General features: G+C 31.7%; 14 protein-coding genes. 11 read left to right on the top strand and 3 right to left on the bottom strand.

Features of this window, described 5'->3' with window-relative positions; translation table 11 throughout:
- Window positions 1–171 precede the first annotated feature (171 nt).
- From ACP6L2_RS01005 to ACP6L2_RS00980, 6 genes are all read left to right on the top strand, one after another.
- Window positions 172–2,385 carry a phosphoribosyltransferase-like protein gene (locus tag ACP6L2_RS01005; RefSeq protein WP_440507452.1) on the top strand — a complete coding sequence of 738 codons (2,214 nt, stop codon included), beginning with the start codon at window positions 172–174 and terminating at the stop codon, window positions 2,383–2,385.
- A gap of 2 nt (window positions 2,386–2,387) precedes the next feature.
- Window positions 2,388–3,224: an NADAR family protein gene (locus ACP6L2_RS01000; protein WP_440507451.1), complete on the top strand. Its 837-nt coding sequence runs from the start codon at window positions 2,388–2,390 to the stop codon at window positions 3,222–3,224.
- 167 nt (window positions 3,225–3,391) lie between these two features.
- A complete protein-coding gene (locus ACP6L2_RS00995; RefSeq protein WP_440507450.1) occupies window positions 3,392–3,604 on the top strand; it encodes a hypothetical protein in 213 nt (70 codons plus the stop codon).
- Window positions 3,604–4,437: a toll/interleukin-1 receptor domain-containing protein gene (locus ACP6L2_RS00990; protein WP_440507449.1), complete on the top strand. Its 834-nt coding sequence runs from the start codon at window positions 3,604–3,606 to the stop codon at window positions 4,435–4,437. The genes ACP6L2_RS00995 and ACP6L2_RS00990 overlap by 1 nt, the downstream gene beginning before the upstream one ends.
- Window positions 4,427–4,621 (top strand): hypothetical protein, encoded by a 195-nt coding sequence (locus ACP6L2_RS00985; protein ID WP_440507448.1) that lies wholly within the window; start codon window positions 4,427–4,429, stop codon window positions 4,619–4,621. Before ACP6L2_RS00990 ends, ACP6L2_RS00985 begins: the two co-directional genes overlap by 11 nt.
- 232 nt (window positions 4,622–4,853) lie before the next feature.
- On the top strand, window positions 4,854–5,396 hold the full coding sequence (locus ACP6L2_RS00980) for a hypothetical protein (RefSeq protein WP_440507447.1): 543 nt from the start codon (window positions 4,854–4,856) through the stop codon (window positions 5,394–5,396).
- A 595-nt stretch (window positions 5,397–5,991) separates the two neighbouring features.
- Here ACP6L2_RS00980 and ACP6L2_RS00975 read toward each other — a convergent pair.
- Window positions 5,992–7,962 carry a DUF1963 domain-containing protein gene (locus tag ACP6L2_RS00975; RefSeq protein WP_440507446.1) on the bottom strand — a complete coding sequence of 657 codons (1,971 nt, stop codon included), beginning with the start codon at window positions 7,960–7,962 and terminating at the stop codon, window positions 5,992–5,994.
- A 616-nt stretch (window positions 7,963–8,578) separates the two neighbouring features.
- Here ACP6L2_RS00975 and ACP6L2_RS00970 point away from each other — a divergent pair.
- Complete coding sequence (locus tag ACP6L2_RS00970; RefSeq protein WP_440507445.1) at window positions 8,579–9,301, top strand: hypothetical protein; 723 nt, start codon at window positions 8,579–8,581, stop codon at window positions 9,299–9,301.
- A gap of 159 nt (window positions 9,302–9,460) precedes the next feature.
- Here ACP6L2_RS00970 and ACP6L2_RS00965 read toward each other — a convergent pair whose 3' ends face one another.
- Window positions 9,461–9,688, bottom strand: coding sequence for a hypothetical protein (locus ACP6L2_RS00965; RefSeq protein ID WP_440507444.1), 228 nt, complete (start codon window positions 9,686–9,688; stop codon window positions 9,461–9,463).
- A gap of 203 nt (window positions 9,689–9,891) precedes the next feature.
- Between ACP6L2_RS00965 and ACP6L2_RS00960 the strand changes: the two genes are divergently transcribed.
- Genes ACP6L2_RS00960 through ACP6L2_RS00950 form a run of 3 tightly spaced genes read left to right on the top strand, consistent with a single transcriptional unit; the run spans window position 9,892 to window position 11,716 of the window.
- The gene (locus ACP6L2_RS00960; protein ID WP_440507443.1) at window positions 9,892–10,464 is read left to right on the top strand and encodes a hypothetical protein; all 573 of its coding nucleotides are present in this window, start codon (window positions 9,892–9,894) and stop codon (window positions 10,462–10,464) included.
- Window positions 10,465–10,488: 24 nt separating this feature from the next.
- Window positions 10,489–11,247, top strand: coding sequence for an SDR family oxidoreductase (locus ACP6L2_RS00955; RefSeq protein WP_440507442.1), 759 nt, complete (start codon window positions 10,489–10,491; stop codon window positions 11,245–11,247).
- Window positions 11,240–11,716: a GNAT family N-acetyltransferase gene (locus tag ACP6L2_RS00950; RefSeq protein WP_440507441.1), complete on the top strand. Its 477-nt coding sequence runs from the start codon at window positions 11,240–11,242 to the stop codon at window positions 11,714–11,716. The genes ACP6L2_RS00955 and ACP6L2_RS00950 overlap by 8 nt, the downstream gene beginning before the upstream one ends.
- A 420-nt stretch (window positions 11,717–12,136) precedes the next feature.
- On the opposite strand, the gene ACP6L2_RS00945 is transcribed toward ACP6L2_RS00950, so the two are convergent.
- Window positions 12,137–12,592 (bottom strand): 5' nucleotidase, NT5C type, encoded by a 456-nt coding sequence (locus ACP6L2_RS00945; protein WP_440507440.1) that lies wholly within the window; start codon window positions 12,590–12,592, stop codon window positions 12,137–12,139.
- Between the two features lie 167 nt (window positions 12,593–12,759).
- On the opposite strand from ACP6L2_RS00945, the gene ACP6L2_RS00940 reads away from it, so the two are divergent.
- Window positions 12,760–13,293 carry a hypothetical protein gene (locus ACP6L2_RS00940; protein ID WP_440507439.1) on the top strand — a complete coding sequence of 178 codons (534 nt, stop codon included), beginning with the start codon at window positions 12,760–12,762 and terminating at the stop codon, window positions 13,291–13,293.
- The last annotated feature ends 54 nt before the right edge of the window (window positions 13,294–13,347 follow it).

Raw genomic sequence — 13,347 nt, 5'->3', positions numbered from 1 at the left:
AAACAGATGTTGAGAGGAAATCCCTCCGGGCTTCCCTCTCAACGGATCAGGCGCTTGCCGGAGTACAACCCTTCGGGACTGTCCTCTAACACGCGCTTGGAGCAATGCTCCAGCACGTGCGCCAAGCGCGTGATCCGTTGGCGGTAATGCTAACAAAGACAACAAACGAACGTGAGACTGGAGTTAAAAAATATAATTAAGCCCGAATTTGGACCAATAAGACAAGTTTATTACAACAAGTCTGTTGATGCATTTTTATTTGAAACAGACTATGGATTTCAATTTATTTATACTGACAATAAAATTATTATAGACAACGTAAGTCAACAATTTAAAATCATTGGAAATACTTTTTCTAAAGTACAAGTTTCATTTATAACAAAAAAGGGATTACACAAAATTGACATTGCAGACCTTGTAAAAAAACAAACTAACTCATTTGGAATATGGGGTGACATTGATTACACTTCAATTTTCATTGCTTCATTAAAATTTCCGTTTTTACAATACTATTCGGGGCGTTTAATTTCAATCGAATTCTCTGACAGATTGATATTAGTTGATAACCAACTTGGAATAATCTGTTACAACGTTTTATCAGAAGAGATTGAATTTAATTTTGACATTGAACAAAATTTGGTTTCAACACATTTTCATCCTGAAATTGACAATGAAATTTATTGGGCTAACATTGACAGATTTGAGATTTCTGAAGATGAAAAATATTTTTATGTGCTAACGGCATATGAAGGTAAATCACTTTTTGTTTTCCGAACAACCGATTATTCTCTACTTTATCACGAATTAGGTTCATATGCATTATCCTTTGGTGTCTTTTATAATGACAACTTTGTAATTCCATCAGGTTTTGATTATGATTATGATGATAAACAGCCATTCAAGGTTATCAACTTACTGAATGGCGAAAGGCAAACTATAGAATTAGACTTAGAATTAATACAGGATTTCCACTTTGGAGCAAAATTTAAAAACCTTGTTATTTCATATAATCAGCTAAGCAATTCCGAAACGTATAATTACTCAAGATGTATTCAAGCAATAAATTTAGATGACATTATTAATCTTAAAATTATAGCGAGAAAAGAAATTAATATCATACCTCAAATAGTTTTAAATGATGATTTATTGAAGGACTTAATTATTTGCGATAATCACTTAATTATTTTAGACTGGAACAATAATATCAGTTTGCATTTAATCACCTATAATGAAGAAAGCGATATGGAGCAATTAATAACAAACATATATCAAACATTAGAAGACTATCGGGCGGACGAGAAAAGACCCAATGTTCGTATAACAACGGACAGTATTAGAAATTGGATTAATCAGTTTGACAATGACTTGAGAATGCCAATTCTTACTGAACTTGACAATATTTTCAAGAAAAGGTATTGCTCAAAATCAAAAGTTAAGTATTTCTTAGACCAAGTTATTCAAGTTCTGACAAAGGACTTCGGCTTCAAAAGTGCTAATGAATTTCTGAAAAATTCTGATTTTCTAAATCTTCAACCAGAAGGCAAGAGCCAAAGGATAATGCTATCATTGTTTGACGAGTTAATTCAGGATAAATATGGACTTTCTCTTGCTGACTGTGGAACGAATTCAAAAAAATACTCAATCTATATAGACGATATACTCTGCACAGGACTGACACTTATTTCCGACATAAAAGACTGGTCAGAACAAAATTTTTCGGCAAATAAAACTAATGGTCAAGCAGTAGCAGACAATTCTACAACATTGGTATTTGCATACGTTTTTATACACGAAAAAAATTACAGAAAGAAAGTAGCGGAGATGCGACATAAGATTTCTAATGATGTATCGTCAAAGCACAAAATGTATAGACTAATTGAAATTGAAAATGGTGTTTCACAATCCTCAAAGATTGACTTAATATTTCCATTAGAAGAAGGACAAACGGACAGAGTTAAAGAATATCAAGCGGAAATTACTAACCGTGTTGACCAAAGAGCAAATGAAAAGGGTTGGAAAACAGGGCCAAATGAATTTTATCGTCCATTAGACCTACCGACAAACGAAGGCTTTTTCACTACAGCCGAAAATCGTAAAATAGTTGAGAACGCATTCCTACAAAAAGGAATACAAATTCTTGACAATGCAAACTCCCAAATACCTAATATGAGAGCTTTGGGGTATTCACTTCCTTCATTGAAGGATTTTGGATTTGGTGCATTGTGTTTTACGTGGCGGAATGTTCCTAATAATGCTCCATTAGTATTTTGGTATTCCGGTGGTGGGTTTACGCCACTATTTAAGGTAAGCCGGGGTGGTAACCCAATTGTAAATTTTAACTTTGTAGCTAATCCTACAACTCCTGATGATGATTTACCTTTTTAATTATGGAAACGAAAAAACACGAACATAAAGTCTACAACGCAAATGAGTGTTGTGTATTCAGAAAGACAAAAGAGCTTTATGGTGGTCTTTCAAATATGGCATCAGGCTTTCCATTGAAAGTTAAAGGCGTCCACATACTTACTTCTGAAGCAATATATCAGGCTTGTAGATTTCCACATCTTCCAGACATTCAAGAGAAAATAATTAAGGAGAAAAGTCCAATGTCTGCAAAAATGGTTGGCAAGCCATACAGGAATAACTCAAGAGAAGATTGGGATGATACTCGTATAAAAATAATGCGATGGTGCCTGAAAGTAAAACTTGCACAGAATTTTTTTGAGTTTGGTAAGTTATTAGAAAGCACTTTTGATAAGCCCATAGTTGAAGATAGTAGTAAAGATGATTTTTGGGGTGCAATAAGAGACAAACAAGATGAGAACATTCTTAAAGGCACAAATGCTTTAGGACGACTTCTTATGGAGCTAAGACAGTTTTACAATGAAAAAAGATACAGTTATGAAATGTTCGTAGTTGAGCCTTTAAATATTCCAAATTTCACACTCTTTGGACAAAAAATTGACACAATTGATGAACGAGAAACATTTATTTCAACAATTAAAAAATCAACAAGATATTTTGAAATTGAAAATCTGAAAAATTGGACACAAAAAGAAAAGGAATATTCCAAAATAGAAAGCGAACAGCCTAATGTAAGTGAACCAACTTTTGAAGAAGGAAAAAAAGACAAGGAGATTAATACAAGTAAGAATAAAACAACAAAATCAAAATCAACTAAAACAAAAAATAAGTATGAAGGACAAGCAACTTTGCCGTTCTGAAAAGAAGCACTACCGCCAACAAGGTATTGCCAAAAGCGGGGCTGAACGGCTTCGATTGGACATTTGAGCAAGGTTCAACATTCGTTCTTCGATTGAACTTTAGTGCTAAAAATCCCCGCCTTCGGCAATACCCAAAACGTTATAAGCCATTTTAAAAAGACACCAATATGCAAGTAATCAGATTTGATCTTACGACATTTGAAGACCTACACTCGTATGGACTTACGAACATCTTAAACGACCTGTTCAGTTTTATGCAGGCAGAAATTGCAAATGGGAATGTAATTGTTATTGAAAGAAGATATTCAAATGCTCAACCAGACACTCTTCATTCAATAAGAAACATCCAAGAACTAAATGAATTTAAAACCAAATTCTAATGGACTACAAATACGACATTGCCTTATCATTTGCAGGTGAAGACAGAGAATACGTTGACAAGGTAGCTCAAATCCTCAAAGACAAAGGTGTACGTGTTTTCTACGATAAGTTTGAAGAAGTTGACCTATGGGGCAAAGACCTAGGTATTCACTTTGACTATGTTTACAGACGGCAATCAAAATACTTTGTTCCGTTCATTTCGGTTCATTATGAGCAGAAGATTTGGACAAATTACGAAGTTAGGACAGCAATAGCCCGTGCAATTGAAAACAAAGAAGAATATATTTTGCCTGTTAGGTTCGACAAAACAGAACTTGATGGCATTCGTTCTACACTTGGTTATCTTGACATTAGCAACATGTCACCCGAAGAACTAGCAAATAAAATTTTACAGAAGTTAGGTAGCGAGGCAAATGTTCCAGTTCCAGAAAAAGAGGAACCTAAAGGGCAAGTTTATCTTTCTACATATTTACAAGTAAGCGAGTTTTATGGAATGACAGGGATAATGATTGGAGTAACAGTAACAAACACAGTTAAGGACTATAGATACTTTGGACCACCATACTTCAAAATTAGTCAGCCACTTCACGGAACGGCAGACACATTTCAACTAATGGATGCAGTTACGCCAGTAAGTTTTCCAAAACGAATGGAATACGGAGAACAATATCAAATAATGTATAATTTGAAACAAGGATTCCTTGACCAAATGAAACATTTTGTTGGACAAGATGTAACATTAACAGCATTTGTCGGGACAACGGTTGGCGAAAAGTTCAGCTCAAATCCAATGAACATTGATGACCTTTTTAAATTTAAGAATGGACAATAAGAATGAAAATAATTCTTCAATAATACCTATTGGCTCGACTGGCTTAGTTAGAGTTGGAAACTCTATTGAAGTAACAAAAAAGATATTAAGTGAATTTAAAAAAAGAGAATTAGATAAAATCCAGTTTAAAGGAATTCTGTTTAATGAAATAAATGAAATAGGCTCTCAAGCTTCATTACAATAAGTCAATTTCCAAACTAATTTTTTAAGAGCTGAGCGATTACCTTGGCTAATCACTGTATTCTAAAAGTGCGGATTATATTACTTCATTAACCCTTCATCGAAAATCTCTATCCTCACTTTGAAGAAGTGAGGATAGAAATTATTATATATCCAGAATAACAACCATTATTTCATAATAAATTGTGTAAAGGAACTATTAACTTTAGTGATTTAAGCTGTAGGTGATGCATACAATGGAAATTGCCCGTAAAAAAATGACTATGCGAGATAAAATAAAATTCATTATTACCAATTACTTTGATTGGAGATTTTTTTGGTTAGATCCCACAGAGAAACAAGAAAAAATTAAAATTCAATCCAATTTATTTATAAGCCAAAATCCTGATGGTGAAAAGAAATTTATTGAATTATTTAAATCAAATTTCCCTGAATATAAGATTTCTAAAGTTTCATATTTTATTGATGAAGATAGATGCTTGTGTTACGAAGTTATAATTGACCAAACAAAATACTTTTGTTGTATTAGTATTTTTAATTACTTTTTATTCTACGAATTCTCCAATTCATCTAAAAAACATATTAATCCTGGGGAAAATAAAATTGTTGATCAAATATATTTTAATTCAGTTTCGAAATCATTCAAGGATATAGAGTGGATTACTAATGAAGAGTTAATAGAACCGATTGAACAATTTAATTCAGAATACAATCAAGACCCTTGCGATGAATTAGATAATCCAATTTATGTAGGGGATTTATTATCTAGATTTCATTAAAAGTTAGTGTACTTCTACTTATAAAACATAAAAGAATAGAAGCCGTACATATTCGAGAAAGACGAAAAAATATTCAGTCGAATTGAAAGACTGCTACTCACGATAAGTTACAGCGATATTGAAATAGTTTCTGAACAACAAAAGAGGCTGCTATCTTAAGTGAAGCTTTGCACAATGCAACGGAATACCGATTAAACAATTTCCTGCGGATTGGTCACAAGGAAAGAAAGCAGGGTACTTGCGCAATAAGCAAATGGCTGAATACTCAACTCACCTTATAGCTATTTGGGATGGAGAAAGCAAAGGAACTAAGAACATGATAGACTTAGCTAATGAGCATGACTTTAAAGCGAAGATTATAATTATAAATTATAATTATAATTTATAATTAGTATATTTGAATAAACCAATTATAAATAGATATGAACTTAACATTTATCGGCACCAACGAAATGCTTATTATTGGTATTCTATTAATTATAACTCTTGCTATTTATTCAATTGTAAGATCATTGAATAAGAAATAGAGAATGTAATTTAAGACACAAGCCAAATTGTGATACTATTAATTGCCATCAATACATTTTCTTCTTTCCTAACTACTTTCCATAGTCACAAAAACCTTAGTAAAGTCTCTTTTTGCCAAATCACTTTTATGAATTACAAAAAACAGTTCACCGGCATCTCCCCATTGAAAATTTCCCTTAGAACCTACTAATAACAAAATAACCCAATCCTGAGGATCACCTTTGCAAGTCAAAACCGCTTGTAATTCAGGAGATTCATGTTGCGTAAATGCATAGGCATTCATTGCATGGTCAAACCCATGTAGCTCCTGCACTGGCTTTTCAAATGGATCATACAGGTCATAGGTAAAATCCTCTTGATCCTTTAAAGATTCCGCTTTCCCTTCAAAAAGATAATTATTGACATAACTGGCATAAAAAGAAGGAGCAGAAACCGTTAGAAATGCATCTGCTTTATTGGCTTGGTATTCTCCATCCATCAATTCAAAGAAATCTTCCTCCTTAAAATTAAACCTATCCCCAGAAGCCAGATTCTTATTGTCTTCTACATAGATTATCTTTCCGATATCCTGATCCTCAGAACCAAAAAACTGAAAACTCTTGAAAAAGAAAAACAAACTCCCTGTACGTGGTAAATAATCCTGGATTTCTGCAATCTCTTCACAATTAATTTGTGCAATAAATTCATAGTTAAATTCCTGGTTTCTATAATCAGAAAAAAAAGTGGGATAAGGAATGCTTTCTGGTAAATCTGGTTTCCCACCAAATCGATTGTTGCCCAGTGCAGCATAATCTTCTTCTGTGGTAAGATTAAATCCTACACTTCGCTTAACCAAGGAAATTAATGCCTCTTTGTATTCAGATAACTCATTCGTAACAATGATTTTCTCTACTGGTGAAATCAAAAGTTGATCATTTTCCGCTAAATACATCGATTCATCCCATTTGACCGTTCCTTTTCCGTCGGCCCCAGGATATGTTGTATCTAGCAGTCGTTTTTTCTCCTGCATGGTCAATTCTAAACCTTTAAAGGAATTATACGCACCAGGAAGTTCTTCCAAGGGATTTAGACTTGCCTTAATGGTCGTCAGTTTAGGCAGTTGAAGTAGCGATTCTGGAAGAGTTTTAAGAAGATTATTTTCGATATTTAAATAAACTAAGCTAGGCATCTGAATCTGATCTGGAATATGTTCGATCTTATTCTTCCCTAACAAAACATACTCCAGTCTAGGCATTTTCCAGATTTCATCAGGAAGGTTGGCTAGCTCACAATCAATAATACTCAGACGATCCAATTGAATTAAATTGGAAAAGGATTTAGGAAGAGAGTTAATGGCTGCTTGATTAACGGTTATCTGTTTTAAGTTTTTTAATTCAGCGATTCGTTCTCCAAAATCATTAAATGGCAATTTATCATTATCCCCATAGTTCCCTATTCTTTGAATAGTCAGATATTCCAAATTTACAAATGAATAAATTGCTTCGGGCAAGGTAATGAATGTTGGATTTGTGATTTCCAAAAGTCGTATGATATGAGGATATGAACCTTCGGTTTCTTCTAAGCTCTTAAATTTATAGTTATTCCAATCCAAGCTTGCTAGATTAAATTCCAATGCTGCTTTTATTGAGAATTTTGGAGAATCTTCACCATATCTGTTTTTTAATTCCCCTTCAATTAGAACCCAACCCTCTTTATATTCAATAGTTCCAAAAAAATAAAGCAAATAGTCTAGTCCATTCTTACGAAAATAGGTGTAATCCTCAGGATTTTTATCCTCCGAATAGGAACATATTCCAGTGGGAACTCCATCCTTATATATTTTAGAAGCCTCAAAATTAAATGATATTTCTCCATTATCCGAATAATCATCCAGCAAGCCTTTCTTCTTATCTGACTCAATATCCTGGCTGTGAATACTAATCTCTGTATATAAGGTTTTGCTTGACTCTCCAATTACCCAATTCGTTTTCTTTTCTTGAATAGCATACGCTTGACCATCAATTGTAAAATACGGCAGCTTAATTTGATCGTTTTCCATAGTGAGATATAATTAGGATATTGCTAACCGAATATAATCAATTTCAATTAATCTTAACCAATGTTGAAGATAGATGTTTGTGTTACGAAGTTATAATTGACCAAACAAAATACTTTTGTTGTATTAGCATTTTTAAATACTTTTTATTCTACGAATTCTCCAATTCATCAAAAAAACATATTAATCCTGGGGAAAATAAAATTGTTGATCAAATATATTTTAATTCAGTTTCGAAATCATTCAAGGATATCGAGTGGATTACTAATGAAGAGTTAATAGAACCGATTGAACAGTTTAATTTAGGATATAATCAAGACCCTAGCGATGAATTAGATAATCCAATTTATGTAGGGGAGTTATTATCTAGATTTCATTAAAAGTTAGTGTATTTTTACTTATAAATCTTTAAAATAGATGGGCTTTATTTACACTACCTATTGAGTAAATACCAATTAATAATCTCATAATAAAAATTTCATTATTTGCTAATAAAAGAACTCTATTATTGCTAATAAATCACATTAAACTATTCACAATTACGAATAAGAAAACAATTTCATTGCTATGATTACTTTCGTGATAGTATGTTCGTTTAATTCTTGCAAAAATAATCCTGATGAGAATAAAATCTAAAATTTTCAATATAAAACAGCTGTTTTTTTATGGTTTCCTTCTAATAACAAACTTTTGTCAGGCTAGAGAACAGGATTCATTGGAAAATTGGACCTATATATCAAGTACCAAATTCTTATCAGAAATTTCTATGGACACGATATATCAATATGGGCAATATATGATTAGGTTTCCTAATAAAACCAGTTTTATAAACAATGTAATTATAAAAACAGAAGGGGATTCCCATAAAGATACCATCATTAAAAAATTATGGAGAATTGAAGTTATTAACATGTCTAATGACAGTATATATTTATTTAATGATGATTTAGTTAATCCAAAACTTTTAAACACATCATTGTTGAATGTTTCAAAACTGGTTGGTTTTAATATTTTCCAATTTAGAGACATGCCAATAAAAATTAAAGAATCAATTGATAAATTGGATTTTATAAAAGAAAAAGTATATAACAATGAAAAATGTATTGAGGTACAATTTCAATCTAAAGATGGAACTATTTATAATATAATAATTGATCCATCATTAAATACACCATTTAATACTGATATTTATTTCGATAATAACAACAAGGTATCTGGTGCAATAGCTATGTTAAATTATATTACAAAAGATAAAGGTCAAATGAATACGGATTTTTTTTACAAGAACTATATTGATGAAAAAAACATTCCTTTTTTTAATAAATTATTAAACCAACTTTAATTTCAGAAACACTATCTTATACTAGGTATAAGTTATAAAAATGCGGAGTTTGAAGGACTGCGCATTTTTTATTTACACAATTTGAAGGACTTTATCCTTTTATTTTTTTAATTATATAAAAAGCTTGCTAATTATTTTGTTCTAAAAGTGTAGATTATATTACTTCAGTATCCCTTTATCGAAGATCTCGATCTCTGTTTTGATTAAGTGAGGATAGTCCTTAAGCGTATCTTTAATATAGTTTCTACCTGACTCTTTTCCCAAGAGTTCAGCCATCTTTTTTGCTTGCAACTGTACATGGTCAAGAAATTTCTTGTTAGGATCGCTATTACGAGCTTTTATAGTATTACCTACTTTTTCTTGCTTGCCTTTTGGTTTGTTTTTCATAATGTAAAGGTAGTCAATGATTATAGCATATTTCCCAACTCAATTAATAATTATGGATAGATTAATGCTTAATTCGAGTTTATACTTATCTAGTATATTTAGTTGTATTTTTAAATATAATTTTTCTCAAGAAGAAGTTATTTAAGCTTTAGCCTCTTCAACATGAACAATCAAATTTTCAATATATTTAATTTTTAAAAATAATGAACAAAATTAAAGATTTCACTATCCATCCAATAGGTATGATCTCGATCGCTTTCTTGGATAATGATATTCAAACGTTTCATGATGCCTGCTCTTTTATTCAAAATTTACCCTACAAAAGAAACTCAGACAAAGAAAATCTAACACTAATATTCACGGAGAAATGTGGGACTTGCAGTTCAAAACATGCGGTTTTAAAGCAACTTTGTATTGAACAAAACATGGAGGATATCGAACTAATGATCGGAGTCTTTAAAATGAATGCAATAAACACCCCTCCTATTCTTAAAACCTTGGAACATTACAAATTGAAATATATTCCGGAAGCTCATACATATCTCAAGTTTCAAAATGAATATTTCGATTTTACAAAGCTAGGTTCTTCTTCAGAAGGATTTTTAGATTATCTGCTTTATGAGGAAGAAATCTTACCAAATCAAATAAATGAATATAAGATTGAACTACATCAAGTTTTCTTAAAGAAATGGCTAAAAGATAAACCGGATGTAAATTTAACATTTGATGAAATCTGGAGAATAAGAGAACAATGTATCTTAGACTTATCCAATTAACATATATTAAAAGGTGAATACATTATGAAAACAGCTTTAGTTATAGGTGCAGCAAGTGGAATAGGGCTAGGGATAGCTGATGCAATGGAAAAGGTTGGTTTTAAAGTTATTCGAGCTGATATCGCATTTACTGAAGAAAATAAAAACACAAAGTATGTCGATGGCACCAATGAAGAATCCATTGAAAAATTGAGGATGTTTTTTCAAGAGAATGCAATTGTTCTCGATTGTTTGATTATTACAATTGGCGCCATTGATGAAGGCAATATATCCGACTATCAAGCTACAAATTTATATTGGATGATCGATGTCAATCTTTTAACGAACTATCGCTTAGTACAACAATTTATCCCCTATCTAAAACAGAGTAAAACGCCTAGGATTTTACTAACAGGATCTGCTGCTGGGTTAGGCTCATTTGATGACACCTATAATCTGATGCCTTACATTGTAAGTAAACATGCAGTTTATGGATTTTTCAAAGCAATAAACCATGATTTATCCAAGGAAGGAATTCAAGTTAGCCTTTTCCTTCCAAATAGAGTTAAAGGTAAGTTGAGCGAGAATTCCAAAAACATGAGAGAAAAATTTCTCCATGAAAATTGTAAAACACCTAAAGGTGTACAAACAGCAAATGATTTAGCTGATCCATACACTATTGCTTTAGATGTTGTTGAGAAATTTCTATCCGGTAAAACTTATATTTCAAACAATCCTCAAATGATTTTAGATAATTTGCTAAAGGAATTATCGAAAATAAAAAAGGACCTATTAGATGAATAAGGAAAAACTTATATTTCAAACGACTGAACTACTTACACAAGATGAGAAATTACAAATTATGGAACTTTGGAACTGTGAGTATCCAATAAATTTAATGCATACAGATTTAGCATCATTCGAAAAGTACTTGGATTCATTGGAAAGTCCTAAACATTTCCTTATCAAAATACAAGAACGAATCGTTGGTTGGGGAACTATATTTAAAAGAGATCAAGAAAAATGGTTTGCTATAATTTTATCTAGCTTCTTTCATGGACAATATATTGGTAAAAGTTTAATGGAGCAAATTAAAAGGGATGAAAACTTGCTTTATGGATGGGTTATAGATCATGAAAAAGATATTAAAATCAATGGTATGACATATAGATCACCATTGAATTTTTATGTAAAACAGGGGTTTACAGTATTATTTGATGAACGTCTTGAACTCTCAACAATATCAGCCGTTAAAATAGTTTGGGAAAGATAAAATACATTGCTTAATTAAAATTCAACATCTTTATCTTATCGCTATTCACAATTTCCAAACAAATATGCCCATAGAAATTAATAAAAGTTGTTCGTAAATAGCAGAGCAAGTTATCTAATTCAATCATAGAACTTATAAGAATTTGAACTGCTACTTAAAAATCACAAGGATTTCTAAGAAACAACCTAAGCAAACCAATTAAAATAATCTGATACAGCTGTAAATAGAAAATATGAAGCAGCTCCAAAAATACCATATGCAAACCTGCTTTTTCTTCTAAGGAGATAAAAACCTAAGGCAATTAGAGCAATCGCGATTAAAAAGTCCATAAACTAAAATTTAGATTTATTTAAATATATGAAATAAAGGGTTAGCAATTAAAATTTATAACCCTTAACCCTAGTAAAAACAGATAAAATTCTACGGTATCAAACGATCCAAAACACTTTGCCAAGTAGGATATTTCTCCGTAAAAATATGGATATGTTCCCCTTTAAATTCAGCTGCTCCATTCTTTAAACGATCGTCGATTAGGAAGTCTCCGATCAATTGATGTTTGTGATGGGTTAAAATTAGTCGCTTATACATAGAAGGCAGATTATTTTCTACCCAAATACGTTTTTGGGACCAAGAATGAATATTATGCCATGGTGCTGTAGACAAAATAAAAACATCATAATGTTTTTCTAATTCGGTGACAGCTTCAATTGCATGTGGAATTGGGGGTGCATTTAGAAATATCGTTTCAGATACATCAATGAGATCTGTTTCATCCTCATAAACAACCTCCGAACTAGCAATTTCATATTTTAGTTGACCCAATAAATCAACTATAACACCATCTAAATCTATAAAAACAGTTTTCTTTGTACTCATTTCTTGGTTAATAATTTAAGATTCGACTAATAATAATAAGAATCGGTTTGGATTAAATGAATTCCTATTGTTTTCAATAAACCAAATTTATAATAATTATATTTAATTCAATCATACCAATGGTATAGTTTTCGCTATGGTTAATTCATAAACAATCATTTACAGATATGAAAAGAAATATTTTATTAGCCGCAACTATCGGTATGTTCAGTTTAATGAGTTTAGGATGTAGTAAAGACGATGATGTTTCAGGGGAAGTAGGAACGGAATATTTAAAGGTTAAAGTTGATGGGGTAGAGAAAAACTTCTCTGTTGTTAGTGCTTATTGGGCTGATGGAGAAAATACGCTTTCCATGAATGGAACAATAATGGATGGCAATAATCCAAGTGAAGCATTGATGATTTCAGTTATTTCAGACGATACAAGAGTACCAGCTGGACAATACAGCTTGGATGATGCGACATCTTTTACTATTCTGGCTGCACATATGCATATGCAAGGAACCGGACAGGTTAATTCTGGTGCAACTAGAGATACCGAAACTAAAGATGATGCCTTTAATCTAAAAATTGACAAAATTGACAATTCACATGTACAAGGATCTTTCTCCGGCGTATTGGCACAAACTCAAGGACTTAATACCCTAGGGAAAATTACGCTAACAGATGGAAAATTCAGTTTGAAAATAAAACCTAATTAGAAAAAAGGTATGTGATCTTATAGATCATTGAGATCACATACCTAATATTTTTTT

It is taken from the genome of Sphingobacterium lactis (genome assembly GCF_051951495.1).
GTDB lineage: Bacteria > Bacteroidota > Bacteroidia > Sphingobacteriales > Sphingobacteriaceae > Sphingobacterium > Sphingobacterium lactis_A.
This window is presented reverse-complemented; position numbering and strand designations above follow the sequence as displayed.

Coding starts and splice junctions, on each gene's coding strand:
- ACP6L2_RS00995 (WP_440507450.1), top strand. CDS start 3,392: ATGCAAGTAATCAGATTTGATCTTACGACATTTGAAGACCTACACTCG.
- ACP6L2_RS01000 (WP_440507451.1), top strand. CDS start 2,388: ATGGAAACGAAAAAACACGAACATAAAGTCTACAACGCAAATGAGTGT.
- ACP6L2_RS00975 (WP_440507446.1), bottom strand. CDS start 7,962: ATGGAAAACGATCAAATTAAGCTGCCGTATTTTACAATTGATGGTCAA.
- ACP6L2_RS00980 (WP_440507447.1), top strand. CDS start 4,854: ATGGAAATTGCCCGTAAAAAAATGACTATGCGAGATAAAATAAAATTC.
- ACP6L2_RS00970 (WP_440507445.1), top strand. CDS start 8,579: ATGAGAATAAAATCTAAAATTTTCAATATAAAACAGCTGTTTTTTTAT.
- ACP6L2_RS00940 (WP_440507439.1), top strand. CDS start 12,760: ATGAAAAGAAATATTTTATTAGCCGCAACTATCGGTATGTTCAGTTTA.
- ACP6L2_RS00985 (WP_440507448.1), top strand. CDS start 4,427: ATGGACAATAAGAATGAAAATAATTCTTCAATAATACCTATTGGCTCG.
- ACP6L2_RS00990 (WP_440507449.1), top strand. CDS start 3,604: ATGGACTACAAATACGACATTGCCTTATCATTTGCAGGTGAAGACAGA.
- ACP6L2_RS00955 (WP_440507442.1), top strand. CDS start 10,489: ATGAAAACAGCTTTAGTTATAGGTGCAGCAAGTGGAATAGGGCTAGGG.
- ACP6L2_RS00965 (WP_440507444.1), bottom strand. CDS start 9,688: ATGAAAAACAAACCAAAAGGCAAGCAAGAAAAAGTAGGTAATACTATA.
- ACP6L2_RS00950 (WP_440507441.1), top strand. CDS start 11,240: ATGAATAAGGAAAAACTTATATTTCAAACGACTGAACTACTTACACAA.
- ACP6L2_RS00960 (WP_440507443.1), top strand. CDS start 9,892: ATGAACAAAATTAAAGATTTCACTATCCATCCAATAGGTATGATCTCG.
- ACP6L2_RS00945 (WP_440507440.1), bottom strand. CDS start 12,592: ATGAGTACAAAGAAAACTGTTTTTATAGATTTAGATGGTGTTATAGTT.